This window comes from Pseudomonadota bacterium (assembly GCA_040752895.1).
GTDB lineage: Bacteria > Pseudomonadota > Alphaproteobacteria.
On record JBFMHN010000004.1, the window covers coordinates 95570 to 122527 of the forward strand.

Annotated in this window: 28 protein-coding genes; 9 read left to right on the forward strand and 19 right to left on the reverse strand. The window is 65.4% G+C overall.

Annotated features, from left to right (window positions below):
• Window positions 1-33: 33 nt before the first annotated feature.
• The 8 genes from AB1781_08420 to AB1781_08455 form a co-directional block, all read right to left on the reverse strand.
• Window positions 34-1359, reverse strand: coding sequence for an FAD-dependent oxidoreductase (locus tag AB1781_08420; protein MEW5704591.1), 1326 nt, complete (start codon window positions 1357-1359; stop codon window positions 34-36).
• Window positions 1360-1446: 87 nt separating this feature from the next.
• Entirely contained in the window at window positions 1447-2478 is a 1032-nt protein-coding gene (locus AB1781_08425; GenBank protein MEW5704592.1) for a 2-oxoacid:ferredoxin oxidoreductase subunit beta, read from the reverse strand.
• Between the two features lies 1 nt (window position 2479).
• Complete coding sequence (locus AB1781_08430) at window positions 2480-4354, reverse strand: 2-oxoacid:acceptor oxidoreductase subunit alpha (protein ID MEW5704593.1); 1875 nt, start codon at window positions 4352-4354, stop codon at window positions 2480-2482.
• Between the two features lie 126 nt (window positions 4355-4480).
• A complete protein-coding gene (locus AB1781_08435; GenBank protein MEW5704594.1) occupies window positions 4481-5695 on the reverse strand; it encodes a 3-oxoadipyl-CoA thiolase in 1215 nt (404 codons plus the stop codon).
• 26 nt (window positions 5696-5721) lie between these two features.
• Window positions 5722-6519, reverse strand: a complete 798-nt coding sequence (locus tag AB1781_08440) for an SDR family oxidoreductase (GenBank protein ID MEW5704595.1) — start codon at window positions 6517-6519, stop codon at window positions 5722-5724.
• A gap of 94 nt (window positions 6520-6613) precedes the next feature.
• On the reverse strand, window positions 6614-7066 hold the full coding sequence (locus AB1781_08445; protein ID MEW5704596.1) for a DoxX family protein: 453 nt from the start codon (window positions 7064-7066) through the stop codon (window positions 6614-6616).
• A 95-nt stretch (window positions 7067-7161) separates the two neighbouring features.
• Window positions 7162-7998 (reverse strand): aminodeoxychorismate lyase, encoded by an 837-nt coding sequence (pabC, locus tag AB1781_08450; protein MEW5704597.1) that lies wholly within the window; start codon window positions 7996-7998, stop codon window positions 7162-7164.
• Window positions 7995-9377 (reverse strand): aminodeoxychorismate synthase component I, encoded by a 1383-nt coding sequence (locus AB1781_08455; protein ID MEW5704598.1) that lies wholly within the window; start codon window positions 9375-9377, stop codon window positions 7995-7997. Before AB1781_08455 ends, pabC begins: the two co-directional genes overlap by 4 nt.
• 95 nt (window positions 9378-9472) lie before the next feature.
• Here AB1781_08455 and AB1781_08460 point away from each other — a divergent pair, with 95 nt between their 5' ends.
• From AB1781_08460 to AB1781_08470, 3 genes are read left to right on the forward strand one after another with little or no spacing between them, the layout of a single operon-like run.
• Complete coding sequence (locus AB1781_08460) at window positions 9473-10000, forward strand: DUF1285 domain-containing protein (GenBank protein ID MEW5704599.1); 528 nt, start codon at window positions 9473-9475, stop codon at window positions 9998-10000.
• Window positions 9955-10605 carry a CoA pyrophosphatase gene (locus AB1781_08465; GenBank protein MEW5704600.1) on the forward strand — a complete coding sequence of 217 codons (651 nt, stop codon included), beginning with the start codon at window positions 9955-9957 and terminating at the stop codon, window positions 10603-10605. Before AB1781_08460 ends, AB1781_08465 begins: the two co-directional genes overlap by 46 nt.
• A gap of 15 nt (window positions 10606-10620) precedes the next feature.
• Complete coding sequence (locus AB1781_08470; GenBank protein ID MEW5704601.1) at window positions 10621-11841, forward strand: CCA tRNA nucleotidyltransferase; 1221 nt, start codon at window positions 10621-10623, stop codon at window positions 11839-11841.
• Here AB1781_08470 and hemF read toward each other — a convergent pair.
• Window positions 11828-12676: an oxygen-dependent coproporphyrinogen oxidase gene (hemF, locus tag AB1781_08475; GenBank protein ID MEW5704602.1), complete on the reverse strand. Its 849-nt coding sequence runs from the start codon at window positions 12674-12676 to the stop codon at window positions 11828-11830. The two genes, AB1781_08470 and hemF, sit on opposite strands and share 14 nt — an antisense overlap.
• Window positions 12673-13131, reverse strand: coding sequence for a TrmH family RNA methyltransferase (locus AB1781_08480; protein MEW5704603.1), 459 nt, complete (start codon window positions 13129-13131; stop codon window positions 12673-12675). Before AB1781_08480 ends, hemF begins: the two co-directional genes overlap by 4 nt.
• Before the next feature lie 186 nt (window positions 13132-13317).
• Between AB1781_08480 and petA the strand changes: the two genes are divergently transcribed.
• From petA to AB1781_08510, 6 genes are all read left to right on the forward strand, one after another.
• The gene (petA, locus tag AB1781_08485) at window positions 13318-13875 is read left to right on the forward strand and encodes a ubiquinol-cytochrome c reductase iron-sulfur subunit (protein ID MEW5704604.1); all 558 of its coding nucleotides are present in this window, start codon (window positions 13318-13320) and stop codon (window positions 13873-13875) included.
• A 7-nt stretch (window positions 13876-13882) separates the two neighbouring features.
• The gene (locus AB1781_08490; protein MEW5704605.1) at window positions 13883-15094 is read left to right on the forward strand and encodes a cytochrome b/b6; all 1212 of its coding nucleotides are present in this window, start codon (window positions 13883-13885) and stop codon (window positions 15092-15094) included.
• Window positions 15095-15098: 4 nt separating this feature from the next.
• A complete protein-coding gene (locus AB1781_08495) occupies window positions 15099-15872 on the forward strand; it encodes a cytochrome c1 (protein MEW5704606.1) in 774 nt (257 codons plus the stop codon).
• A gap of 110 nt (window positions 15873-15982) precedes the next feature.
• On the forward strand, window positions 15983-16867 hold the full coding sequence (locus AB1781_08500) for an S-methyl-5'-thioadenosine phosphorylase (GenBank protein MEW5704607.1): 885 nt from the start codon (window positions 15983-15985) through the stop codon (window positions 16865-16867).
• 24 nt (window positions 16868-16891) lie between these two features.
• The gene (gene mtnA / locus AB1781_08505) at window positions 16892-17992 is read left to right on the forward strand and encodes an S-methyl-5-thioribose-1-phosphate isomerase (protein MEW5704608.1); all 1101 of its coding nucleotides are present in this window, start codon (window positions 16892-16894) and stop codon (window positions 17990-17992) included.
• Window positions 17993-18000: 8 nt separating this feature from the next.
• Window positions 18001-18687, forward strand: coding sequence for a class II aldolase/adducin family protein (locus AB1781_08510; GenBank protein ID MEW5704609.1), 687 nt, complete (start codon window positions 18001-18003; stop codon window positions 18685-18687).
• Here the strand turns inward: AB1781_08510 and ychF are convergent.
• From ychF to rfaD, 9 genes are all read right to left on the reverse strand, one after another.
• Window positions 18684-19784 (reverse strand): redox-regulated ATPase YchF, encoded by a 1101-nt coding sequence (gene ychF / locus AB1781_08515; GenBank protein MEW5704610.1) that lies wholly within the window; start codon window positions 19782-19784, stop codon window positions 18684-18686. The genes AB1781_08510 and ychF overlap by 4 nt on opposite strands.
• A complete protein-coding gene (gene pth, locus AB1781_08520; protein MEW5704611.1) occupies window positions 19774-20382 on the reverse strand; it encodes an aminoacyl-tRNA hydrolase in 609 nt (202 codons plus the stop codon). Before pth ends, ychF begins: the two co-directional genes overlap by 11 nt.
• Window positions 20383-20394: 12 nt before the next feature.
• On the reverse strand, window positions 20395-21117 hold the full coding sequence (locus AB1781_08525; GenBank protein MEW5704612.1) for a 50S ribosomal protein L25/general stress protein Ctc: 723 nt from the start codon (window positions 21115-21117) through the stop codon (window positions 20395-20397).
• Window positions 21118-21192: 75 nt separating this feature from the next.
• Window positions 21193-22125 carry a ribose-phosphate pyrophosphokinase gene (locus AB1781_08530; GenBank protein MEW5704613.1) on the reverse strand — a complete coding sequence of 311 codons (933 nt, stop codon included), beginning with the start codon at window positions 22123-22125 and terminating at the stop codon, window positions 21193-21195.
• 137 nt (window positions 22126-22262) lie between these two features.
• Window positions 22263-23138 (reverse strand): hypothetical protein, encoded by an 876-nt coding sequence (locus tag AB1781_08535; protein ID MEW5704614.1) that lies wholly within the window; start codon window positions 23136-23138, stop codon window positions 22263-22265.
• An 84-nt stretch (window positions 23139-23222) separates the two neighbouring features.
• Window positions 23223-23996, reverse strand: coding sequence for a peptidoglycan editing factor PgeF (gene pgeF / locus AB1781_08540; protein ID MEW5704615.1), 774 nt, complete (start codon window positions 23994-23996; stop codon window positions 23223-23225).
• Between the two features lie 6 nt (window positions 23997-24002).
• Window positions 24003-25091, reverse strand: coding sequence for an SAM-dependent methyltransferase (locus tag AB1781_08545; protein MEW5704616.1), 1089 nt, complete (start codon window positions 25089-25091; stop codon window positions 24003-24005).
• Window positions 25088-25888 (reverse strand): prolipoprotein diacylglyceryl transferase, encoded by an 801-nt coding sequence (lgt, locus tag AB1781_08550; GenBank protein ID MEW5704617.1) that lies wholly within the window; start codon window positions 25886-25888, stop codon window positions 25088-25090. The genes AB1781_08545 and lgt overlap by 4 nt, the downstream gene beginning before the upstream one ends.
• 12 nt (window positions 25889-25900) lie before the next feature.
• Window positions 25901-26887 (reverse strand): ADP-glyceromanno-heptose 6-epimerase, encoded by a 987-nt coding sequence (gene rfaD / locus AB1781_08555; protein ID MEW5704618.1) that lies wholly within the window; start codon window positions 26885-26887, stop codon window positions 25901-25903.
• Between the last annotated feature and the right edge of the window lie 71 nt (window positions 26888-26958).

Genomic DNA, 26958 nt, shown 5'->3' on the forward strand with positions numbered 1-26958 from the left:
CGCCGTTTTTCGTTTTGCGATGTCCAGGCCGCCTCAGCCGGCTTCGCGTTTGCCCATTTCCTTGTCGAGGGCGGCCAGCATGTCCTCGACGGTGACGAATTTCTTGCGCGGCGTCGGCGGGGTGGCGGCGGCGTCTTCGACCGCTTCGATTTTCTGCCATTCCTCGAACGAGACGACGCGCACGCCCCGTTCCCCGAGCAGCTTCTCGAAAGCGTTACGCCCCGGCTTTCCCCCCTTGCAGTCGGCGAGGATCTGTTCGGCGGCGAGCTTGCCGTCCGGCTTGTTCGTGGCGATCGTGCCGGTCGGTCCCCGTTTGATCCAGCCCACCGCGTAAAGCCCTTCCGAAACCCGGCCGTCACGGTTCGGCACGATCCCCCATTTCTCGTCGAAGGGGGCGCCCGCGATCGGTGTCGAGCGGTAGCCGATGGCCGGGATCACGACGCCGCAGGCGATCTCGAAAAACTCCCCGGTGCCTATGGCGCGGCCGTCCTCGACGCGGGTGCGTTCCATCCGGATGCCTTCCACCCTGTCGCCACCCAGAATCGCGACCGGCGCGGCGTAGAAAACGAAGTGGACCCGCTTCGGCTTTTCGTCCGCCTTGCGCAAGGAGAATTCCTTAAGCGTGGCCAGGTTCTTCTCCCGTACGCGAAGGTCGCGGTCTTCGTAGTTGCCGGTGACGGCCTCGGGCAATTGGGCCGGGTCGAGGACCGGCACGCAGTTTTCCAGCTTGCCCATTTCACGAAGCTCGACGTTCGTGAACTTCGCATCGACCGGCCCCCGGCGGCCGAACATGTAGACGTCGGCGATGGGGGCGGCTTCGATGGCGTCGGCGGCGTAATCGGGGAGGTCGGAAGTCGCCATTTCCGCGCGGGTCTTCACCAGCACGCGGGCGATATCGACCGCGACGTTGCCGACTCCGATGACGGCGACGGTCTTGGTGTTCAAGTCTGGGTTGAGTTCGCGGAAATCCGGGTGCCCGTTGTACCAGCCGACGAAGGCGGCCGAACCGTAGACGCCTTTCTTGTCGGCGCCCGGGATGTGGGCGGCGTTGTCAGTGGGGGCGCCGATGGCCAGCACGACGGCGTCGTAAACGGCTTGCAACTCGGCAAGGCCCACGTCGCGGCCGACCTTAACGTTGCCGTAGTAGCGAACCGCGGGCTTGAGCGCTGTTTTCGCGTAACTCTTCTGGACCTTCTTCGTCGTCTGGTGGTCGGGGGCAACGCCCGCCCGGATAAGGCCGAAGGGGGAGGGGAGATATTCGATCAGGTCCACCTCGACGTCGGCGCCGGCCTCGGTCAATGCCTCCGCCGTATAGAAGCCGGCCGGCCCCGCCCCGATTATCGCCACCTTTATCGTCATCGCGGGCCCACCTTGTTGCGGGGAAAAATCTTCATCAAGCGTCGGCGCCTCTTAAGGGGAAGCGCCGTTCGCCTGCGTGCGCGGGGGTCAGTCAGAAACCTGCCAGGTGTGGCCGGTGCGCAGGAGCGCGTTGAGGCCGCCCGGCGCCGGCGCCTTTGCCTTCGCTTCCTCGATCTGCTGGTAGACCCGGTCGCCATAGGGGGCAACCGGGTTGCAGTAGAGGACGCCGATCGCCATCGGGAAGTTGGGCGGGCGCATGGCGGCCAAAAGCTGGGCAAGCGTGCGGCTCGTCTCGTCGTGGACGAGGATGTCCTTCTCCGCGATCCCGTTCTCGCCCACCGTGACGACTTCGAGATCGAAGCTGCCCGGCTTCACGCGCAAGCCGCGCTTGCCGTCCTTGCCGAAAAGAAGCGGCTTGCCGTGCGTGACGTGGATCTGGTGGTCGTCGGCGACCGTCTTGTCGGTGAAGTCGGCAAAGACGTTGTCGTTGTAGACGATGCAGTTCTGGAAAATCTCGACGAAGGAAGCGCCCCTGTGCGCGTAGGCCCGAAGGAAAAGATCGGGCAGCAGCTTTAGCTGGGTATCGATGCCGCGGGCGATGAAGCGGGCGCCGGCGCCAAGCGCGAATTCCGTCGGCGAAAGGGGGTAGTCAACGGACCCCGAAGGCGTCGAGGGTGAGCGCGTGCCGATGCGCGAGGTCGGCGAATATTGTCCCTTCGTAAGGCCGTAAATCTCGTTGTTGAAGAGCAGAATCTGCACGTCCACGTTCCGCCTCAGGATATGCAGCAGGTGGTTGCCGCCGATCGAAAGCCCGTCGCCGTCGCCGGTCACCACCCACACGCTCAAGTCCGGGTTGGCCAGCTTGACCCCTGTGGCAAAAGCCGGTGCCCGACCGTGGATCGTATGGAAGCCGTAGGTGGACATGTAATACGGAAATCGCGACGAACAGCCGATGCCGGAAACGAAGACGATGTTTTCCTTCGGCAGGTTCAGCTCCGGCATCACCTTCTGCACCGCCTTCAGAATGGCGTAATCGCCGCAGCCCGGACACCAGCGCACTTCCTGATCGGAAGCGAAGTCCTTCGGGGTCAGCTTCTCGAGTGGCGTGGTCACGTTCATGCTATTTCCCCAGGCGGCTTTGGATGGCCGCTTCGATTTCGGCAATCTTGAACGGCTGGCCCGACACCTTGTTCAGGCCCTCGATGGGCAGCAGGTATTCGGCGCGCAGCAGCGTGCTCAACTGGCCGGCGTTCATCTCGGCCACCAGCACGCGGTCGAAGCCTTCGAGCAGCTCCTTCAAGTTGGCGGGTAGCGGCCAGATATGGCGAAGGTGGATGTGGGACACCCGGACCCCCTTTTCCCTCAAATTCGACACCGCCCGGGTGATCGGCCCGAAGGTCGAGCCCCAGCCGACGACGGCAAGATCGCCCTTCGCCTCTCCCTCCTCGACGGCCTGGAGGGGGATGTCCCTGGCGATTCCCCGGATCTTCGCGGCGCGTATTTCCGTCATTTTTTGATGGTTCGCCGGATCGTAGGAGATGTGCCCGGTTTGGTAGTCCCGCTCGATGCCGCCGATGCGATGTTCAAGCCCCGGCGTGCCCGGGACCGCCCACGGCCGGGCGAGGGTCTTGGGGTCTCGGAGGAAGGGATGGAAGCCTTCCGGGTCGGTCCGAAAGGCGACGGGGATTTTCGGGTAGGCGTTGACGTCGGGGATGAGCCACGGTTCGGACGCGTTCGCGATGTAGCCGTCCGTCAGCACGATCACCGGCGTCATGTATTTTGTGGCCAGGCGCACGGCCTCGATCGCGACATCGAAGCAATCTGAGGGCGAGCGGCTGGCGATGACCGCGAGCGGGCTGTCGGCGTTGCGGCCCCAGATCGCCTGGAAAAGGTCCGACTGCTCGGTTTTCGTCGGCATGCCCGTCGAGGGGCCGGCGCGCTGGGAATTCACAACGACGAGCGGCAATTCGACGCCGATCGCAAGCCCGATCGCTTCCATCTTCAGGGCCATGCCGGGGCCCGAGCTCGATGTCACGCCAAGCGAACCGGCGTAGGACGCCCCGATCGCGGCGCACACGGCGGCGATCTCGTCTTCCGCCTGGAAGGTGACGATGCCGTAGGACTTCAACCGCGCCAGCGCATGGAGCAGCGTCGAGGCCGGCGTGATGGGGTAGGACGCAAACGTCATCTGGATGCCGGCCAGCTCGGCGCCGGCCACCAGCCCCCAGGCAAGCGCCTCGCTTCCCGTCACCGTTCGGTAGAGGCCCGGCTGGATGTCCGCCTTCGGGATGAGGAAACCGCCGATATCGGAGGGCATTTCCGCTGTTTCGCCGAAGGCATGGCCGGCGTCCATGGCGGCGATATTGGCGTCGGCCAGGTCGGTCCGCTTGGCGAATTTTGCGCGCAGCCATTTCGTCGTCGCCGTGCGCTCGCGCCCGTACATCCAGTAAATAAGCCCCAGCGCCCACATGTTCTTGCAGCGCAAGGCCTCTTTCTGGGAAAGGCCGAGCGCCTTGACCGATTCAAGCGTCAGCCTCGAAATGTCGACCTTGATCGGCCGGTACGCGTCCAGCGTGCCGTCTGTCAGCGGGTTGGTCTTGAAGCCCGCCTTTTGCAAATTGCGTTCGGTGAAACTGCCGATGTCCAGAATGGCGAGCCCGCCCCGCCGGAGGTCGCCCAAGTTCACTTTGAGCGCGGCCGGATTCATCGCGACCAGCACGTCAGGCTCATCGCCGGCGGTCTTGATGCGCCGCCCGCCGAAATTGATCTGGAAGGCGGAAACGCCATAGGTGGTGCCGGTGGGGGCGCGGATCTCGGCCGGAAAATCCGGAAACGTCGCGAGGTCGTTCTCGGCGAGCGCGGTGGTCAGCGTAAATTGGCCGCCGGTTAATTGCATGCCGTCCCCGGAATCGCCGGCGAAGCGAACGACGGCCGATTCAAGGATTTGCCGGGGCGCCCGGTCCGATTCAACTTTGACATTTGCGGTGGTGGACATTCGCCTGCTCTCTTTACCCCTCCCCCGAGGGCGCAACCGCGAATACTAATATATTTATAAGGTTTGCATAGGCATTCGGCAGGAAGCTGCTCGGAAGGGCTTGAAATTTTGTTTCAAAGCCACGCCTTACGCTTTTCCCGCTTGGCGCTCTAGGATGACGGCCAGGCCTTGGCCAACGCCGATGCACAGGGTTACGAGCGCGTAGCGGCCGCCGCCGCGGTGAAGCTGGCGCAGGGCCGTCAACACGAGACGGGCGCCGGAACACCCGAGCGGGTGGCCGATGGCGATGGCGCCGCCGTTCGGATTGAGGCGGGGGTCGTCCGCCGACAAGCCCATCTGTTTCAGGCAGCCCAGGACCTGGGCTGCGAACGCCTCGTTGATTTCGATGACGTCGATATCCTTGAGGGAAAGCCCGGCGCGCGCCAGTACCTTGCGGGAGGCGGGTACGGGGCCGAGCCCCATGACCCGGGGCGGCACACCGGCCACGGCCGCGGCGACGACGCGGCCCATCGGTTCGCCCTTCGCGCGTTCGCCCGCTTCCCGGCTGCCGATCAGCAGCACGGCCGCGCCGTCGTTGATACCGCTGGCGTTGCCCGCGGTCACGACGCCGTTCGCGAACAACGGCGATAATTTCGCCAGCGCGGCAAGCGTGGTGTCGGGGCGCGGGTGCTCGTCCTCCGCCACGGTAACGGGCGGCGTCTTTTTACCGGTCGGCGCCGCAACGGGATGGATCTCGCCGTCGTAGAATCCGTCCGCCTTGGCGGCCGCGTATTTGGCTTGGGAGGCGGCGGCGAAAGCGTCCGCTTCTTCGCGGCGAATGTTCAGTTCGCGGGCCACGTTGTCGGCGGTTTCGGGCATGGAATCGTTGCCGTGCTCGGCGATCAGCCGGGGGTTCGGAAAGCGCGCGCCGATGGTGGTGTCATAAACCTTGAGGTCGCGGCTGTAGGCGCCTTCGGCCTTGGCGATCGCGAAGGGCGCCCGGCTCATGCTTTCCACGCCGCCGGCCACGAACAACTCGCCTTCCCCCGCGGTTACGGCGCGCGCGGCGTCTATGACGGCCGCCAGCCCGGAAGCGCAGAGCCGGTTGACGGTCTGGCCGGCCACCTCGACCGGCAGGCCCGCCAGCAAGCCGGCGTGGCGGGCGACGTTGCGGCTGTCTTCACCCGCCTGGTTGGTGCAGCCGAGAAGGACGTCCTCGATCTGGCCGGGCTCGAAGGGCGAGCGCGCCACCAAAACGCGGATAAGTTCACCCGCCAGATCGTCGGGACGGACCGCCGCTAGCTTGCCGGCGAGGCGACCGATGGGGGAACGCAGGCCGTCATAGATATAAGCGTCGCGCATCTTTTCCCCGGCGGCTTCGCTTTGCCTCAGCCGATCATGCTGTAGCCGCCGCTCACGCTCAAGATCTGACCAGTGGCGTGACCCGCCACCTTGTTCGAGGCGAAATAGAGAACGGCGCCGACGATGTCCTCCGGGCGGCCGATCTTCTTGAGCGGCATCGTCTTGGCGATCTTGGCGAGCTGATCTTCCGTGAAATTGATGTCGCCCGTCTTCCACATGCTTTGCTGGCCAAGCTGTTCCGTGCTTTCCGCGATCGTGATACCGGGGCAGACGACGTTGCAGCGGATGCCGAAGCGGCCGTTCTCCTTGGCGATCGTTTTCATGAAGCTGTTCACGGCCGCCTTCATGCCGCCATAGACGGCTTCGGTGGGTTCGCCCTGGCGGCTGGCGTCGGAGCTGATGGAGACGATGGCGCCTTGTTTCTGCTCGATCATGACGTCGAGGGCATGCTTCGTGCAGTTGAGGGCGCCGACGAAATTGATCTTGATGATTTTTTCCCAAAGGTCCGGCGTCGTCTGCGTGAAGAACATCAGCCGGTCCCAGCCGACGTTGTTCACCAGGACGTCTACCGCGCCGTACTTTTCGCGGGCCGCCTGCACCATCCTGCCGACGGCGTCGAAATCGGTGACATCGGTTTGGATCACCTGAACGTCGGCCGCACCCAGTTTGCGCGCCTCCCCCGCGACCTTTTCCGCGTGGGTGGTTTCGATATCGGCGATGGTGATCTTCGCCCCTTCCTTCGCGAAACCAAGCGTGATGGCACGCCCAATGTTCGAAGCGCCGCCGGTAACGATGACGGACTTGCCTTTGAGATCGAGGTCCATGCTTTCTCCTTTTTTCGAGGCGTGCGCCGCCGCATTTCCCTTTTGGCCCGAGGCCAACGAGGGTCTCCGCGATTCCGTGGGCGGGAACGTGCCCCTAAAATTCCTTGCCGATGATGGACTGGTCAACCGAAAATTTGCCGCTGCCCCGGAAAAGGATGGCGAGCGCGAAAAACGCCCACATCATGGCGTGCTCGTAGCCGCCGTTATAGATGAAGAAGCCGTTCGCCAGGTGCACGCGCTCGACCGCGACGGCGAGCAGCACGAAGACGGCCGCCGCCGCCGGCCGGGTGAAGAGGCCGAGGACGAGCAGAAGCCCGCCGAAAAACTCGACGCTGCCGGCCGCGATGACCATCGGCATGGCGGGCTCGATCCCGACTTTGCCGAAGAACTCGGCGGTCTTTTCCGGGTTGCCGCCGAACCAGCCGAACAGCTTGGCGGCCCCGTGCGGCATCAGGAAGAGGCCGGTCGTGATGCGGATCAAAGGGTAGCTGGTGCAAGCGAGCTTTTCGTAAAGCCCGCCAAGCGCCGGTATGAATAGCTTGTTCATGGTCCAACCTTTCTCGGGTCTTTGACGCGAAAGATACCCCCGCCGCCATCATGGAGCCGGCCGGGTGCTTCCGGCAAGCCCCGGACCCGCCGCCTTCAAAACCCGCTTTCGGCCTCGGCCAGGGCCCGCACCCGGGCGGCCAGCGCTTGCAGGAGAGGGGGAATAGCGTAGCGCCGTTCCTCCAGCGCGCAAACCGGCCACAGGTGAATGAGGCTGTTGGTGAGGAAGCAGGCTTCGGCGCCAAGGGCCTCGGCCAGGGCAATGGGCCGGACCTCGACCGTGAGTTTGAGGCCCGCCACTTCTTCCAGAACAACCTCGCGCAGGACGCCGGCGACGCCCGCCGCGCGGAGTTCCGGCGTGAGAAGCCGCTCCCCGTTCACGAAGAAGACGTTCGTCTTGGTGCCCTCGACGAGATTGCCGTCGGTGTCCAGCATCAGGCCTTCGGCGATTGCCGTGTCCGTCCATTCCCTTGCCGCCAGCACCTGTTCGAGCCGGTTCATATGCTTGATCCCGGCCAAGGCGGGGTTGCGGCCGAGACGGGTTTGGCAAAGGCGCGCACGCACCCCTTTTTCCGCCACGTCGGGCAGGTTGGGAAAGGGGCTTAGCCGCAGGACGCGGGTAGGCTCGGGGCTTTCGGGCTTGCCTGCGTCGGTTCGACCCCGCGTCAGCCAGATGCGAAGCACGCCCTCGCAGGCGGGCTCGAGCAGGCGTTTTGCTTCTTCCGCCAGTTGGCTTCCGGCCGGCGCGGCGATCCCAAGGCGCGCCGCCCCTTGTCGAAGCCGCTGCAGATGGCGGAGCCAGAATTCCGGCGCGCCGTTGCGGACGGCGATCGTCTCAAACACGCCGTCGCCATAGCGGAAGCCACGGTCGTCGATCGGAACGACCTCGGCCGTCCGCCCGTTCACCAGCGTCTTGGAGTCCGCGCGCGTCATCCGGTCAGCGCGCGGATCATGCCGCGCGCCTTGTCGCGGGTTTCCAGCACCTCGCGCGCCGGCACCGAATCGGCGACGATGCCGGCGCCGGTGCGGATCGAGACCCGGTTCCCGTCCCGCAGGATCGAGCGGATCAGGATGTTCAGGTCCATGTCGCCGTTACGGTCGAGGTAGCCAATGGCGCCGGTGTAGGGGCCGCGGCCCTTTCCTTCGATCTCGGCGATGATCTCCATGCAGCGCACCTTCGGGCAGCCGGTGATCGTGCCGCCGGGGAAGGCGGCGCGGATGATCGCGCCAGGCGTCGCATCCGCCCGCACGCGGCCCTCTATGTTCGAGACGATGTGGTGGACGTGGGCGTAGGATTCGACCATCATGAACTCGTCCACGCGGAGGCTTCCCGGCACGGCGACCCGGCCGAGGTCGTTTCGCTCGAGGTCGATCAGCATGATGTGTTCGGCGCGCTCCTTCGGGTGCGCGAGAAGGTTTTGCGCGTTCGCGCGATCGCTTGCGGCGTCTTCCCCCCGCGGCCGCGTGCCGGCGATGGGGCGGGTCCGGAGAAGGGGTCCGCGGCGCTCGATGAGGCGCTCGGGCGAGGAACTCAAGATCGCTCTCTCGCCAAAGCGGACGAGGCCGGCGAAGGGGGAGGGGTTCCGTTCCCGGAGCCGGGCGTAGATCTCGGCGTGCGACGGGTCGCCGGCCAGCCGGCCCGCCCAGTTTCGCGAGAGGTTCACCTGAAAGACGTCGCCTTCCGCGATGTAATCCTTCACCCGCCGGATGCCGTCCAGATAGGTTTCGGCGCGTTCCTCGAAGAGAGGTGCGGCAAGCAAAGGCCCGCTGCCGGCGGGCGGGGACGGCGAGGCCTTCGCTTCCTCGAAGTCGGCGGCGAGCCGATCGAGAAGATGGGCCGAGGCGGCTTCCGCGACGAAATGGGTCTCGCCCTTCTCGCGGTCGCACAGGATGGCGGCCGGAATGCGCGCGGCAAGCGCGATGGGAAAGCCGTCCCCGGCGGCGGGCAAGCGAAGTGTAGGCTCGACCTCGGCGGCCAGCTCGTACCCCAAATAGAGAAACCAGCCGCCGGTGAAGGGAAGGCCGGCCCCTTCTTCCCGCGGCCTGCGTTCGGCCCGGAAACGGCGATCCAGAAGGCCGAGAAAACCGTCTTCCAGGGCGCCCAGCTTTTCGAGGACGAGTTGCTCGCCCGGAAAGGCGAAGAGGATGTCGTAGCGGGACCGTGGCCCGCCCGGCGCGGCGCTTTCCAGAAAGAAGGGGTAGCGTTCCGGCCGGCGTGCGTGCAGCGGCAAGAGGTCCCGGCTTTCCGGCAGCGTCCGTAGGACAAACCCGGCGGTGGCCGGGCGTTCGTGCGGCAGGTTTTCCACGCCCATGGGCCTTGCGTTTCCGCTCGTCTTTGTTCGCGGGATGCTTACGTTATAAAGACGTAACGTGAAGGAAGTATAGTCTCGCCCGTGCGAGGACTGCGATGAAAGACAATCGGCTTACGGCGGCAAGAATCCGGCCGGCGCCAAAGGGTGCTGACGCCTTCGGGATACGCATCGGCCGCGACGGCACCTGGTATTACGAGGGCTCCGCCATCACGCGAAAGCCCCTCGTCCGCCTTTTCGCGACCGTGCTGAAAAGGGACGTGGCCGGGGCCTACTGGCTGGAAACGCCGGTCGAGAAGGGCCGCATCGAGGTCGAGGACGCGCCTTTCACGGCGGTCGAGCTTGCCGTTTCGGGCACGGGGCGGGGGCAGGTGCTGCGTTTTCGCACGAACGTGGACGACTGGATCAAGGCGGGGCCGGACCACCCGCTTTGGGTCATTGAAGACCCGAAAACGCGCCAGCCGAAACCCTATATCCTGGTGCGCGATCGGCTGGAGGCGCTGATCACGCGCGCCGTTTATTACGACCTCGTCGAACGCGGGGTCGAGGAAGACTACACCAGGAGGAAGACCCTCGGCGTATGGAGCGAGAACGCTTTCTTTCCCTTGAGCCCGATCTCGGAATAGACGCCGTGCGCGGTCGAGTCCGGGAAAGGCTTGCCGACTATCGGCCGAAGACGAAGCCCGATCTCTTTCGCGGCGACCACGTGCTTTCGCCCCATTTGAAGCCCAAGACGCCGTGGACGCCGGCCGCCGTGCTGGTGCCGCTGATCGAGCGGGTGAGGGAAATGACGGTTCTTTTCACCCAGCGGACGGATCATCTGCACGTGCATGCGGGCCAGATCAGTTTTCCCGGCGGCCGGCTTGAGACGACGGATGCCGACCCCGAAACCGGCGCGCTCCGTGAGACGGAGGAGGAACTCGGCATTCCCGCCCAGCACGTCGAGATCGTGGGCCGGCTCGACACCTACCTCACGCGCACCGCCTTCGAGGTTACCCCCGTCGTCGGGTTGCTCCGGCCACCCTTTCCGCTCGTGCCGGACCGCTTCGAGGTCGCCGACGTCTTCGAGGTGCCGCTCCGCTTCCTGCTTGAACCCGCGAACTACGTCCGGCACGAACGCCTATACGCCGGCCGGGCCGCCCACTACTATGCGATTCCGTTCGGGGATCGGTACATCTGGGGGGCGACGGCCGGGATGCTTCGAAATCTCTGCGAAGTCCTCTGCAAGTGAGGCGGAAGGCAAGTCGTGAAGCCGCACGCGAAGATGAACGTGCAGCCCTGGATGACGGCGCCGGAAACCGAGGCCGTCCTGCAGGCGTTGACGGCGAAGGGGGCGGTGGCGCGTTTCGTCGGCGGCTGCGTTCGGGACGCCGTTTTGGGGCGTTCCGTCCGCGACATTGACATCGCGACGACCGAGCCGCCCGAACGCGTGCTCGAGCTCTTGAAGGCGGCCGGCATCCACGCCATACCGACCGGCATCGCCCACGGCACGGTGACGGCGGTCGTCAACCACAAGCCCTTTGAAATCACGACGCTTCGCCGCGACGTCGAAACCTACGGTCGGCACGCCAAGGTTCGTTACACGGACGACTGGAAGGAAGACGCCGCCCGCCGCGACTTCACGATGAACGCCCTTTTTTGCGACGCCGACGGTACGCTCTTCGATCCCTTCGCCGGCATGGCGGACTTGCGCGAAGGCCGCGTCCGTTTCGTGGGGGAGGCGAAAGCGCGCATCCGGGAGGACGTGCTGCGTCTCCTGCGCTTCTTTCGTTTCTATGCGGAATACGGGAAACCGCCGCCGGATGCGGAAGCGCTTCGGGCCTGCACGGAACTCGCCCACCTTCTGCCCAATCTTTCCGGCGAGCGCGTGCGGGCGGAGCTTTTGCGGCTGCTCGATTCGGAGCGTTCGCCCGCCGTGATCGGGCTCATGGCGCAAGCGGGCGTCCTCGGCCACGTGCTTGCGGAGGCGACGGAGGTGGAAACGCTTGCCGCCCTCATCAATTGCGAGACGGAAACGGTGGGGGGGCACGCCATCCGCCGGCTTGCGAGCCTGCTCAAGGGCGGGGCGGCGGCGGTCGCCGTCCGGCTCAAGCTCTCGAACGCGGAAAAGCACCGCCTGATCGGGCTCGTCGCCAACCCGATCGACAGCGGCAAGTTTTTGGATCGCAAAGCCGTGCGCGCCGCCCTTTACCGGGAAGGGGGCGTGCGCGTCATCGATTTAGCGCTTCTGCACTGGGCGCGGGACGGTGCCGGCGAAGCTCGCTATCGCGCCGCCATCGCGGAAGCTCAGGCCTGGAAACCGCAAACCCTGCCGATCAAGGGCAAGGACCTGCTTGCGCTCGGGCTCAAGCCGGGGCCGGAGCTCGGCAAGCTTCTGGAAGACGTCGAGGCCTGGTGGGTCGGGCAGGACTTCGCGCCTTCGCGCGCGGCGTGTCTCGCCCAGGCGAAGGCGCTTAAGGCCAGGTAACAACCGGCGGCAGCGACATCAAGATCGCCTCGACGTTGCCGCCGGTCATCAGCCCAAAACGGGTGCCGCGGTCATAGAGCAGGTTGAACTCGACGTAGCGCCCGCGCCGCATCAGTTGAAACGCGCGCTCCTCCTCCGTCCAGCTTTCGTTCATGTGGCGGCGGACGATGGCCGGGTAAACCTCGAGAAACGCCCGGCCGACGTCCTGCGTGAAGGCGAAATCCTTCTCCCAATCGCCGGTGTCGAGGTAGTCGTAGAAGATGCCGCCGACACCGCGCGCCTCCCCGCGGTGCTTCAGATAAAAGTAACGGTCGCATTCTTGCTTGAAGCGTGGGTAATAGCCCGCATCGTGGCGGTCGCAGGCCGCCTTCAGGGCGGCGTGGAAAGTTGCCGTGTCGCTGGCGTCCGGGATGATCGGCGTCAGGTCGCTGCCGCCGCCGAACCAGCCCTTCGTCGTCACGATATGACGCGTGTTCATATGCACGGCCGGCACGCGGGGCGAGCGCATGTGCGCCACCAGGGAAATTCCGCTTGCCCAGAAGGTGGGGGCAGACGCCGCCCCGGGAATCTCCTTGCGGAACTCTTCCGAGAACTCACCGAACACGGTCGAGACGTTGACGCCCACCTTCTCGAAGACGCGGCCCTTGAGGACGGCCATCTCGCCGCCGCCGCCGCCTTCGCGCCGCCATGCCTTGCGTTCGAAACGGCCCGGCGGAAGGTCTCGGCCGGGGCCTTCGAGGTCGTCCTCGAGGCGTTCGAAAGCCGCGCAGATGGCGTCGCGGATCTCTTCGAACCAGGCGCTGGCGCAGGCTTTGCGGTCTTCCCGATCGGTCATGCGTTCCCTCCTGGAAATCCCTTCGTCTGGCGGAGCGCCTCGCCCAGCACCAAGGCGGCGGCGAGGGCGACGTTCAGCGCCCGCAAGCCCGCCCGCATCGGCACCTTGAGCCTGGCGTCGGCGGTTGTGTGGACGGTCTCCGGCGCGCCCGCGCTTTCGCGTCCGACGAGCAAGATGTCGTCTTCGCGAAAGGCGAAGTCCGTATAGAGGATTTCCGCCTTCGTGGAAAGCAGCACCAGCCTTCCCTCTCGCGCCTGGAGGAACGCGTCCCACGAGGGGTGCCGCGTAAGCGCGGCCTTGTCCAGGTAGTCAAGCGCGGCGCGCTTGAGCCTGCGGTCGTCGAAAACGAAGCCGCAAGGCTCGATCACGTCGAGGGGGACGCCCAGGCAGGCGCCAAGCCGGAGCAAGGCGCCCACGTTTTGGGGAATGTCCGGTTCGTAGAGGGCAAGGCGCATGCGGTTGCGTGGGGCTTTGCAAGACGTTGAAATTTTAGTATACCCGTGGGCCACCGGTACGGAAACGCGGATACGACGCTTTTCTCCGCGAAACGCAGAAAGACGGTTCAGCCAATCGGTCGGTTCTTCCTCAATCCCTGTCACAGTTGACGTCAACCCAAAGCAAAGCAACGGCACGCGCGATTCATGGCAGCTAAGGCAAAAGCCAAAAAGAAGGCGAGCGCAAAGGCAAACGGCGAACGCCGGGATTTCCTGATTCTCGCCACCAGCGCCGTCGGCGCGGCGGGAGCGGCGCTAGCCGCCTGGCCCTTCATCCGCAGTCTGAACCCGTCCGCCGACGTGTTGGCGCTCTCCTCGACGGAAGTGGACATTTCTCCGATCGCCGAGGGGCAGGCGATCACGCTCCAATGGCGCGGCAAGCCGGTTTTCATCCGGCATCGCACGGCGGCCGAGATCGCGGCGGCGCAAGATGTGGACGCGAGCGCTTTGCGCGACCCCGAGCCCGATTCGGCGCGGGCGGAAAGGCCTGAATGGCTGATTCTGGTCGGGATCTGCACCCATCTCGGCTGCATCCCGCTGGGCCAGAAGGCGTCCGATCCGCACGGCGACTGGAACGGTTGGTTCTGCCCCTGTCACGGCTCGCACTACGACACCTCTGGCCGCATCCGTAAGGGGCCGGCGCCCAAGAATCTGGCCGTGCCGCCCTATGTTTTTCTCGACGACACGCTGATTCGGATAGGCTAGGGGGCGCATGCTTGCACCGGACAAAGGGCTGGGAAAATGGATCGAGGATCGCCTGCCGATCATCGCCTTCACGCGGCATTCGCTGGTGGATTACCCGACGCCGCGGAACCTGAACTACTGGTGGAACTTTGGGTCGCTTGCCGGCATCACGCTGGTCATCATGATCGTCACCGGCGTCGTGCTTGCCATGCAGTACACGCCGCACGTGGATTACGCCTTCAACAGCGTCGAGCGCATCATGCGCGACGTGAACTACGGCTGGCTGCTTCGCTACCTTCACATGAACGGCGGGACGATGTTCTTCATCGCCGTCTATATCCACATTTTCCGCGGCCTCTACTACGGGTCCTACAAGTCGCCGCGTGAGATTCTGTGGTGGCTCGGCATCGTTATTCTTCTCCTGATGATGGCGACGGCGTTCATGGGTTACGTGCTGCCCTGGGGCCAGATGAGCTTCTGGGGAACGACGGTCATCACCAACCTGTTCTCGGCCTTTCCCTGGGTGGGCAACGATATCGTCACCTGGCTGTGGGGCGGTTTCTCCGTCGGCAACCCGACGCTAAATCGCTTCTTCGCCCTGCACTACCTGTTGCCCTTCGTCATCGTTGGCGTCGTCGTCCTGCACATCTGGGCGCTGCACACCGTGAAGTCGAACAACCCCCTGGGTATCGACATGAAGGGGCCGCAGGACAGCATCCCCTTCCATCCTTACTACACGGCGAAGGACTATTTCGGTCTTGGCCTGTTCCTGACCGTCTATTTTGCGTTCGTCTTCTTTGCGCCGAATTTCTTCGGCGAGCCGGACAACTACATCCCCGCCAACCCGATGGCCACCCCGCCGCACATCGTGCCGGAATGGTACTTCCTGCCCTTTTACGCGATCCTGCGCGCCATTCCCGACAAGCTGGGCGGCGTCGTTGCGATGTTCGGCTCGATCCTGATTCTTTTCGTGCTGCCCTGGCTCGACCGCTCGAAGGTGCGTTCGGCGCGCTTCCGGCCTCTCTACAAGCAGTTCTTCTGGCTGTTCCTGGTCGACTGCTTCGTGCTGGGCTGGATCGGTGCGAACCCGCCGGAAGGCGCATTCGTCCTGATCGGCCAGGTGGCGACCGCATACTATTTCGCGCATTTCCTCGTCATCGTTCCGCTGCTGGGCAGGTTCGAAAGAACCCGGCCCTTGCCGGAAAGCATCGCTGCCGCCGTCACCGGCGGAAAGGGGTAGGGCCATGCGCGCGCAACGCGGCTTTCTTCTTCTCGGTCTGTTCGGGCTTGGCCTGCTGCTGGTCGGCGCGACGCCGGCGGCGGCGGGCGGGGCCACCTATAAAAAGCACGAATGGTCGTTCGACGGGATCTTCGGCCGCTTCGACCGGGCGGCGCTTCGCCGCGGCCATCAGGTCTATCAGGAGGTTTGCGCCGCCTGCCATTCGCTTTCGCTGGTCGCCTACCGGAACCTGGTGGACGTCGGCTTCACGGAAGACGAAGCGAAGGAGGTCGCCGCCCAGAAAGAAGTCACCGACGGCCCGAACGACGAAGGCGAAATGTTCACCCGTCCCGCCAAGCTTTCCGACCATTTTGTCTCGCCCTTCCCGAACGAAAAGGCGGCGCGCTTTGCAAACAACGGCTCCCTGCCGCCCGACCTTTCCCTGGTCGTCAAGGCGCGCAAGGGGGGTGCGGATTACCTCTATGGCGTTCTTACCGGCTATTCGGACGAAGTGCCGGAAGGGGTCGAGATGATGGACGGCATGGCTTACAACCACGTCTTCCCCGGTCACCAGATCGCCATGCCGCAGCCGCTTTACGAGGATGGCGTCGAGTACGAGGACGGCACGCCCGCCTCGATCGAACAAATGGCGAAAGACGTCACCACCTTTCTGGCCTGGACGGCCGAGCCGGAGCTCGAGGAGCGGAAAAGCCTCGGCGTCAAGGTGCTGCTCTTCATGCTCCTGCTGACCGCGATGCTCTACGCCGTGAAGCGGCGGATCTGGTCGAAGCTCCATTAGAAAAAACCGGTTTTTTCGGAGATCTGGACGGCCCCTGCTTTTTTTGACGGGGCGGGCGCGCTAAAATGGCGGGATGCCTTTGCCGGGGCCGGCGATAAGGGGGGCGCGTCATGACGAAGACGAAAGGGCCGGGCGCGCTCGGCATCATCGGCGGCAGCGGCCTCTATGAGATCGCGGGGTTGAGGAACGCGCGCTGGGCGTGCGTCGAAAGCCCCTTCGGAACACCCTCGGACGATTTCTTCTGCGGCGAGCTGGCTGGGCGCGATCTGGTTTTTCTGCCTCGCCACGGGCGCGGCCACCGGCTTTCACCGGGGGACATCAACTACCGCGCGAACATCGACGCGATGAAGCGCGCCGGTGTCACGGAAATCCTCTCCTTGAGCGCCGTCGGCAGCCTCCGCGAGGCGCTTTCCCCCGGCACTTTCGTCATCGTAGATCAATTCGTCGACCGCACCTTCGCCCGCGAGAAAAGCTTCTTCGGCAAGGGGCTTGTCGCCCACGTCGCGATGGCGAAGCCGGTTTGCGCACGGCTTGGCGACGGCGTCGAGAAGGCCTGCCGGGAGGCCAGCATCCCCTGCGTGCGCGGCGGCGTCTATCTGGCGATGGAAGGCCCGCAATTCTCGACGCTGGCGGAATCCGCTTTCTACCGGCGCTCCGGCTTCGACGTTCTCGGCATGACGAACATGCCGGAAGCGAAACTCGCCCGCGAGGCGGAGATCTGTTACGCAAGTGTTGCCATGGTCACCGACTACGATTGCTGGCATCCCGACCACGACGGCGTGACGGTCGAAGCGATCCTCGCCGTCCTTTTCGCCAACGCCGACAAGGCCCGTGAACTTGTCCGCCGTTGCGTGCCCTACGCGGGGAAGGACGGCGCCTGCCCGGAAGGGTGCGACCGGGCGCTCGATACCGCCATCGTCACGGCGAAAGAGGCGCGCGACCCGGCAATGCTGAAGCGGCTGGAGGCGATTATCGGGCGGGCGCTGAAGGGGTAGGCGGCCCCGGCCCATGAAGGTGCCATGAAGGTTCAGGGAAAACACCGGCGGACGATTTGGCTGAACGACGACGGTCGGTCGGTCGGCATCATCGATCAGACGAAGCTTCCCCACCGCTTCGAATGCGTGGCGCTGGAATCGCTGGCGGACGCGGCGCGCGCGATCCGCGAGATGTGGGTCAGGGGCGCGCCGCTGATCGGGGCCACAGCGGCCTATGGCGTGGCTCTTGCCATGCGAAAGGTAGCTTCCGACGCGGCCCTTGCCGAGGCGTGCGCCACGCTGCTGGCGACCCGGCCGACGGCGATCAACCTGCGCTGGGCGCTTGAGGACATGCGCGGGCATCTCGAAAATCTGCCGGTGGAAAGGCGCGCCGCCGCCGCTTATGCGCGCGCCGCCGCCATTTGCGACGAAGACGTCGCCCAGAACGAAGCGATCGGCCGGCACGGCCTGCCCCTGCTGGCCGAAGCCCACAAGCGGCGCGGCGACGGCGGGCCCGTCCACGTGCTGACCCACTGCAACGCCGGCTGGCTGGCGACCGTCGATTGGGGGACGGCGCTCAGCCCCATCTACCGCGCCCACGACGCCGGCATCCCGGTCCACGTCTGGGTGGACGAAACCCGCCCCCGCAACCAGGGCGCCGGCCTCACGGCCTGGGAGCTTGGCCAGCACGGCGTGCCCCACACCGTGATCGTCGATAACGCCGGCGGGCATCTGATGCAGCGGGGCGAGGTGGACCTCTGCATCGTCGGCACCGACCGGACCACGGCGACGGGGGACGTCTGCAACAAGATCGGCACCTACCTGAAGGCGCTGGCGGCCCGCGACAACGCGCTGCCGTTCTACGTGGCGCTGCCCGGCACCTCGATCGACTGGCGGCTTGGCGAAGGTAGCGCCATCCCGATCGAGGAACGGGCGGCGGCGGAGGTCGCCTCCGTCACCGGCCTCGACGCGGAAGGCAGGCTCGCGACCGTCTGGCTGACGCCGGAAGCAAGCCCCGTCCGCAACATCGGCTTCGACGTGACGCCGGCCCGGCTGGTGACGGCCTTGATTACCGAGCGCGGGGTGACAGAAGCTTCGGCGGCAGGCCTGGCGAGGCTCTACCCCGACCGCCCGCGGGCGGCGTAACGGAACGGATGGGTGCCATGGAAAACGCCGGCTTGCGCGAGGAAATGGTCGCCGCGGTCAAGCGCATGGTCGCGCTTGGCTTGAACCGCGGCCGTTCGGGCAATCTGAGCGCGCGCGCCGGCGGGCGTTTCCTGGTGACGCCTTCCGGTATCGGGCCGGACGACATGACGCCGGCCGACATCGTCGCCATGGACTTCGACGGCACGCCGCAGGGCCACCGCGAACCATCCTCCGAGTGGCGCTTTCACCGCGACATCCTGGCGGCCCGGCCGGAGGCGAACGTCGTCCTCCACGCGCACCCGATCTTCGCGACGGCGCTCGCCTGCCTTCGCCGCGAAATCCCCGCCTTCCACTACATGGTGGCGGTGGCGGGTGGGCGCGTCATTCCCTGCGCGCCTTACGCCACCTTCGGCAGCCAGGCGCTATCCGATCATGCCGTCGCCGCGCTCCGGGGCCTGCGCGCCTGCCTGCTTGCCAACCACGGCATCCTCGCCTTGGGGCGGACGCTGGAAGGCGCCCTCGGTCTCGCGGTCGAGGTGGAGGCGCTGGCCGAGCAGTACATGCAGGCCTTGCAGGTGGGCGAGCCGGCGATCCTTTCGGACGCCGAAATGGCGGAAGTCCTTAAAAAGTTTGAAACCTACGGCGCGGCGGCCGCCATCACGGGAAGGCCGCCCCCGGCCGCCGGCCGGTCCTAGACGTTGAAGCGGAAGTGGAAGACGTCGCCGTCCTTGACGAGGTAGTCGCGCCCCTCGAGACGCAGCTTCCCCGCTTCCTTGGCTCCCTGTTCGCCGCCGTAAGCCACGAAGTCCTCGTAGGCGATGGTTGCCGCCGCGATGAAGCCGCGCGCGAAATCCGTGTGGATGGTGCCGGCGGCTTCGGCCGCCGTCGCCCCCTTGGTCACCGTCCAGGCGCGCGTTTCCTTCGGCCCCGCCGTGAAAAAGGTGAGCAGGCCTAGCAGCGCGTAGCCCGTCCGGATGATGCGCGCCAGCCCGGTTTCCTTGAGGCCGAGCGTAGCGAGGAAGTCCTCGCGCTCGGCGGCACTTTCGAAGGCCGCCACTTCCGCCTCGATGGCGGCGGAAATGGTGACGCACTCGGCGCCAAGCCCCTTCGCGTAAGTCGCCAGGGTCGCGGAGTGGGCGTTGCCCGTTCCCGCTGCCGTCTCCTCGACGTTCGCGACGTAAAGGACGGGCTTCGCCGTCAACAGGTTGAGCTGTCGGAAACGCGCCTCCTCGCCTGCCTCGATCGGGGCGCGGGAGGCGGGTTCGCCTTTCTTCAGCACCTCAAGCGCGCGGGTTGCGAGATCGAGTTCCTCCCGCGCCGCCTTGTCGCCGCCGCGCGCCTTCTTGGCAAGGGATTCGGTTCGCCGTTCCAGGCTTTCGAGGTCGGCCAGCATCAATTCGGTGTTTACCGTTTCGGCGTCGCGGACCGGATCAACGCCGCCTTCGACGTGGGTCACGTCTCCCGATTCAAAGCAGCGCACGACATGGAGGATGGCGTCCACCTCGCGGATGCTGCCCAGGAATTTGTTTCCCAGTCCCTCGCCCCGGCTGGCCCCGCGGACGAGGCCGGCGATGTCCACGAATTCGAGGCTCGTCGGCACCACCTTGACGGATTTCGCAAGCTTTGCGAGGACGTCGAGTCTTGGGTCCGGCACGGCGATGCGGCCCACGTTCGGTTCGATCGTGCAGAAGGGGTAGTTGGCGACCTCGGCCGCGGCCGTCGCGCTCAACGCGTTGAAAAGTGTAGACTTTCCAACGTTTGGCAGGCCGACGATGCCACAGTTAAACCCCACCTTCAACCTCGGCGGGCGGGTCTTTGCGCTTCGGCGGATGGAGGACGAGGGCGACGCGGCTTAAAAATAAACTCTCGTCGGTGACGAGAAGGTCCGCTTCTTCGGCGATCGCCTCCAACAGAGGGTCAAGCACTACCTTGTCCGCCTTGGAAAAGTCCGAGAGCACGTAGTCGGCGACCTTGTCCTTGGCGCCGGGATGGCCGACGCCGATGCGCAGCCGCCGGTAGTCCTTGCCCAAATGCCGGTCGATGCTGCGCAGGCCATTATGGCCGCCGTCGCCACCACCTTGCTTTATGCGCACCTTGCCGGGGGCTAGGTCTATGTCATCGTGCGCGACGAGGACATCGGAAAGCGCAAGCTTGTAGAAGCGAACGGCGGCAGCGACGGATTCTCCGGAATCGTTCATGAAGGTTTCGGGCTTAAGCGCCATGGCTTTTTCTCCGGCCAGCGTTCCTTCCGCGAGTTGCCCCTGGAAGCGCCGGCGGAAAGGTCCGAAGCCATGGCGCCGCGCAATCGCCTCGACCGCCAGGACGCCGGCGTTGTGACGGTTGCCAGCGAACTCCGAGCCTGGGTTTCCCAAGCCGACCAGAAGCAGCATGACGGGAATCGCCTAGTCGCCTTTCCCTTTGCCCTCGCCCTTGCCTTCGCCCTCACCTTTGCCTTCGGCCCCGGCCTCGGGTTTCTCGCCGCCCGCGGCTTCGGCTGCCGCTGCGGCTACGGCTGCGGCTTCGGCCTCGGCCTTCTCTTCCTCCGCCGTCTTGAGGACGGAAGGTGCGGCGATCGTCGCGATGGTGAAGTCGCGGTCGGCGATGGTCGGCCGCACACCCGCGGGCAACTGGATATCGCTGATGTGGATGCCGTCGCCGATCTCGAGGCCTTCCAGATTCACCGTAAGCGAATGGGGAATCTCCATCGCCTTGCAGATCAATTCGATCTCGTGGCGGACGATGTTCAGCACGCCGCCGCGCTTGATACCGGGTGAAAGCGCCTCGTTCGTGAAGATGACCGGCACCTCGACCGTAATGGTCGTGTCCGCCGTGACGCGCATGAAATCGATGTGAAGCGGGGCATCCGTCAGGGGGTGTATCTGGACGTCGCGTGGCAGTACGCGATGCTTTTCGCCGTTGATATCGACGTCGAAAAGTCGCGTGAAAAACCCGGGCTTATGGAGTTCCTTCTTAAGATCCCGGGGCGCCAGCGTGATCATGACGGGCTTTTCCTTGTTGCCGTAAATCACGCCCGGCACGTGGCCCAGGCGACGATCGGCACGGGCGGCCCCCTTTCCGGCCCGTTCGCGGATTTCCGCGCTAAAGCTTGAAACGATGTCGGCCATCCAACTTCTCCTTTCTTGTCCTTGTCTTGGCTTGTGCGGCGTCGGCCTCCAGGGGTGCCGGCGCGCGCATTCTTGCTAGTTGAAGAGATAGGAAACGGAACTTTCCTCACTGATTCGAAGCATCGCCTCGGCCAGCAGCGGCGCGATCGAGATCTGACGGATTTTTTTGGCTTTTGTGTGCCCTTCCGTCGCCAGGATGCTGTCGGTTATGACGAGCGTTTCCAGCGGCGAGGCCTCGATCCGGTTTGCCGCCTCGCCGGAAAGCACGCCGTGGGTGGCGTAGGCCGAGACCGACGCGGCGCCGGCTCCCTTCAGGGCGACGGCGGCGTTGCAAAGCGTGCCTGCGGAATCGACGATATCGTCCACCAAAAGACAATGCTGGCCTTTCACCTCGCCGATGATGTTCATGACCTCGGAAACGCCGTCGCGTTCGCGCCGCTTATCAATGATCGCAAGGTCGGCGTCGAGCCTGCGCGCGATGGCGCGGGCGCGAACCACGCCGCCGACGTCGGGCGAAACGATCGTGAGGTCCTTGCCGTCGTAGTTTGCGCGAATGTCGTGCACGAAAACCGGGGCGGCGAACAGGTTGTCGACGGGAATATCGAAGAAGCCCTGAATCTGGGCGGCGTGCAGGTCGAGCGTCAACACTCGGTTGGCGCCGGCGACCCCGATCAGGTTGGCGACCAGCTTGGCCGAGATCGGCGTCCTCGGGCCGGTCTTCCGATCCTGGCGGGCGTAACCGAAATAGGGGATGACGGCGGTGATCCGCTGGGCCGATCCGCGGCGAAGCGCATCCAGGGTGACCAGAAGCTCCATCAGGTTGTCGTTTGCCGGGTAGGAGGTGGGCTGAATGGCGAAGACGTCTTCGCCGCGGACGTTCTCGTGCACCTCGACGAAAACCTCGTTATCGGCAAAGCGGCGGATTTCGGTGGTGGCGAGCGGCAGCCGGAGCCAAGCCGAGATCGCTTCGGCGAGCGGCCGATTCGCGTTGCAACTGATTACTTTCATACGGATTTCCTCGCACCTGCCGCGCCTTCCGGCCCGGCCCGGCCTCCCGCGCGCGAATGCGGGCGAAATCTAGCAGCGGAACGCCGCCCTTGTAAATGAAGAAGGGGCCAGACGGCGCCGGCCGATAGCAGGGAAATTCAAGGATTTTCGCTCCTATCGCGGGGCAGGCCTTCGAGCAGGGCGAGGACGCCTTCGGCCGTGCCGGCAGCGATGCTGGGGGCGATCTCCCCCCAGGTGCCGGTCGTCTGCCCTTCCGGAATAGTGTTTTGCTGGGTAAAGGAGCCAATAGCCCCGCCATCGGGGCGGATCAGCGTCCAGACGAGCTCGACCGGCTGGCGGCTTTCCCTCGCGGAGCCAAGCCGCATCTCGCCTAGTAGGACGAAGTTCGGCTCCGCCTCGCCGAAGGACACCGGCACGCCGGCGCGCGCGATCGCCGCCTGCACCGCGCGGGTGAGCAATTCCTGGCCGTCCTTCGGCGCGCCGTCCACCGGCCGGACGGCAACGGTGGAGACCCGCTGGCCCGTCCAGCCCCGGCGCGCGAGCTTGGCCAGCTTGCGGCCTGCCACGCCGGCCATGTCCTCGAGGTGGTGCGGCTCGCTTTCCCAAACCGCGGCGGGAAGGGTTTCTGCCTCCTCGATCGTGCCGATCGTCTCCCCGGTCGTCGAACGCAGCGTCCAGCGCAGCACGAGGCGGTCCGTTCCGGGCGCCGTCTCGGTCCGTTCCGCCTCGCCGTCTAGGCGCAGGCTGGCTGGGTTCCGGTTGGCGGCGCTGGCCGGAATTCCTTCCGCCTCAAGCGTCGCCAGCAGGGCGTCCTTGACACGGTCCGCCGATTGCGGCGGCAATCCGCGCAAAGCCGCCATCCAAAGGCCCGCCCCTTCGGGCGGGAAGAGTTGGGTTTTTTCGGTGTCCGTGCGCGCTTCCGGCGTGAACGGGCCGGAGAGCGTGCCGCAGGCGGCAAACAGGCCAAGGCCGAGCCCGCCGAGAAAAAGCCGGAAGGTGAGATTCGCCCGCACGTCAGACCACGCAGCTTGCAAGCAGGGCGAGAACCATGCCCGCCGATAGAAACGCCAGGAAGTGGACGAGATGCGGCATCGGGCCTAGCCTTCTTCTTCCCTAAGCGCGATGGCGGAAAGCGCCCGGCCGTAATCCGGCTCGCCGTTCCAAAGCGAGCGGCGGTAGCTAAAGAAACGCGTCGCCTCGCGGCAGGTGTCCGCCTCGACCCGCGCCACGCTGGCGACACCGGCCTTGCCGAGCCGCGATTCAACATAGGCCCCAAGATCGAATCGCAAACGGCCTTCCTCGCCTGCCACGAAGAAGCGGGCGTTGGCGGCGTCCTCCGCCAGGAAGGGCACCGGGAACTCCGGGCCCACCGCGTAGGAGCCGGCGCCGATACAAGGCCCAATGACGGCGGCAATGCGGGAAGCCTCCGCCCCCAAGCGTGTCATCTCGCTGACCACGGCTTCCAGCACGCCACCCTTCGCGCCCCGCCAGCCGGCGTGGGCGGCGCCAATGACGCGGGCTTCCATATCCGCCAGCAGCACCGGCGCGCAGTCGGCGGTGAGAATGCCGAGAGCAATCCCGGCGACGTTCGTAACAAGCCCGTCCGCTTCCGGTGCGCCAGCTGCCTCCCAAGGCTGCTCGACGCGGAACACGGTCTTTCCATGCACCTGCCGCGCCGTTGCAAGTTGTTCGCCGGAAAGCCCGAAGGCCGCCATCGCCCGTCTTCGATTTTCCTGCACGCGGCCCGGCGCGTCGCGTGAACCGGGGCCGCAGTTGAGAGAGGCGTAGATGCCTTCGCTGGCGCCGCCTTCGCGGGTGAAGAAGGCATGGGAAACGCGGGGAAACCGATTAAGGAGAAAATGCGTCAGCATGGAACCCTACGCGCCATCGTCAAAGCCGGGAAGCGTGGTTAAATCGGGGTGGGCAATGGCAAGCGCCCGGAAAAGGGTGCCCATTTCCTCCGCCGCGATCAAGCGCCGGCAGGCGGTGCGGATGCGTTCCGCTGCTTCGTCGTCCGCCCGCGCGATCAGGTGTTCGGCGCGGGCATGCATGCCAAGACGTTCCAGGAAGAGCCCCTGGGGCAGGATGGCCGTCGCCCGCGCCCCGGCTTGGCGGGCGGCCTCGGCGAGGGATTCGAAATCGGCATGGGCCGAGAGGTCCGCCTCGCCCGGGCGGTCGAGCGGGTCGTGGCGGCGATGTTCCCGCACGGACTGGAACGTTGCCCCGGGCTTCGACAGGTCCGAACCGTAGTCGAGGGCAAGGGCCGCCCCGCCGAAGGCGGCGACCCGCCGGCCGATTTCGTGGGCGAGGGAAAGGGCGGGTAGCGAAATCTCGACGACGCTTCCAGGCGCGCATGCGTGCAAACGGGCGGGGATTTGCTGCGGCGGGGTCATCCCCTTCGCCAGCGTGAAGCGGAAGGTGCTGTCGGCTTCCGAAAAGGTGACGAGCCGTTCGCGGAAACCGCCCGCCGTGCGTTCGAACTGGCGAACCGGGAGGGCATCGAAAAACTCATTGGCGAGCAGCAGAAGCGGCCCCTCGGGCAGATCGGCGAACGTGTTGTGAAAAGTGGGTTGGAAGGCGGCGAGGGCCTTTTGTTGGGCGCGCCGGAGCGTTTCGTTCGTCTCGACGAGGTGCAGCCGAACGGCGGCTTCGAAGCCCGTCTTGAGGCGGGCGACGCGCAGCGCGTCCCCCATCAGCGTGCCGCGCCCGGGGCCAAGCTCGACGAGAAGGACCGGCGCCGGTGATCCCATCGCCTCCCAGACGACGGCGCACCAGCCGCCGAGAAGCTCGCCGAAGATCTGGCTTATCTCTGGCGCTGTCGTAAAATCGCCGGCTGCGCCCAAGGGGTCGTGCGTGCGGTAATAGCCGTACTCGGGATGGCCAAGCGCCAGCGCCATGTATTCGGCAAGCGAAATAGGGCCGCCGCGTTCGATACGTCGGCGGAGCAAGCGGGCAAGCGGGTTCAGATGGGCCGCCTTCTCCATGCCCACAGCAACAAGGCAATGCCGGCCAGCAGGACCGGCACGGAAAGAATCTGGCCCATCGTCAGCCCCGGCCCTAGGAGGCCGATTTGGGTGTCCGGCTGGCGGAAATATTCGCCGCCGAAGCGGGCGATTCCATAGCCGCTCATGAAAACACCGCCAAGCAGCCCCGGGTGCCGGGACGCCCGCGTGAAACGGTGCAAGAGGAAAAGAAGAAGGAAGAGCGCCACCCCTTCGAGCAGCGCTTCATAGAGTTGGCTGGGATGGCGGAGCTGCGGCCCGCCGGTTGGAAAGACCATCCCCCACGGCATGTCCGTCGCCCGGCCGTAAAGCTCGCCATTGATGAAATTCGCCAGGCGGCCGAAGAAAAGACCGATCGGAGTGGCGCAGGCAACCAGATCGCCGACCGCCAGGAAGGAAAGTTTTCGCCATCGGCAGAAAAGCGCCAGCGCGATCAGCACGCCGGCGAGGCCGCCGTGGAAGGACATGCCGCCGCGCCACACGGCCAGAATTTCCATTGGATGGGCCAGGTAGAAATCCAGGTTGTAGATGAGAACGTAGCCCAGCCGCCCGCCGAGCAGGACGCCGAAGGTCGCCCACAGCAGCAAATCGTCGGTGTCCCGCGGTGTCATCGTCGTCGGCGGTTTCGCGGCCAGGGTCCGCACGTACCACCAGCCCAGCAGGAGGCTCACCACGTAGGCCATCGCATACCACCGGATCACAACCGGACCGAAGGAAACGAGAACGGGGTCTATGGCGGGGAAAATGAGCGCGGGCAACATCCTTGAAGCCTCCTAGCGGTAGGGATCCGCCGTGTCCAGATATTCCCGGACATAGCGAAAAACCCCTTGCTCGACAGAGAGAAAAGGCTGGCCGTAGCCGGCCTGGCGAAGGCGCGCCATCTCGGCTTGGGTGAAATACTGATAGCGGTCGCGGATTTCTTCCGGCGTGTCGATGAACTCGATCTTCGGCGGTGTCCCGAGGGCGGCGAACAGGGCGTGGGCGACGTCGAGGAAGCTCTGCGCCTTGCCCGAACCCAGGTTGAAAAGGCCGTTCACCGCCGGGTGCGCGTAAAGCCACAGAAGGGCATCGACGCTGTCGCCGACCCACAGGAAATCGCGAAGCTGGCCACCGTCCGGGTAATCCGGATGGTGGGAGCGGAAAAGACGTACCGGCCTTCCCGCCTTGGCGTCCGGGAACATCTGGGCGACGACGCTTTTCTGGCGTCCCTTGTGGTATTCGTTCGGGCCGTAAACATTGAAGAACTTGACGCCGGCCCATTGGGGCGGTTCCGGCTCGCCGTTACGGATGACCTTGGCGACGTGCTGGTCGAAGAGATGCTTGCTCCAGCCGTAAGGGTTGAGCGGCCGAAGCAAGGCGAGCGCTTCCGGCGAACCGTCGTCGTCGAAACCTTGCGAGCCGTCGCCATAAGTGGCGGCGGAGGAAGCGTAGAAAAAACGGATGCCCTCCTTCGCGCAGCGTTCCCATAAGGTGACGGAAAGGCGGAAATTCGTTTCCAGCAGGCGTTCCGTATCCATCTCGGTGGTGTCCGAGATGGCGCCGAGGTGAAAGATGGCCTCCACCTGGCCGCGGTGGTCGTCGAGGAAGGCGGGCAGGGCTTCCGGGGGGACGATGTCGTCCGGGTTGTGCTTGGCGAGGTTTCGCCATTTTTCCCTGCCGTCCAGATGGTCGCAAGCGATGAGTCCTCCGACCCCTTGCGCCTCGAAGCCGGCCAGCAAGTTCGAGCCGATGAAACCGGCCCCACCCGTCACGAGAATCATGCCGCTATCCTTTGGATTTTTCCCTTATAGGGCCTAAGGCTTGCCCGCCGCAATCGCGCTATACTCATGTT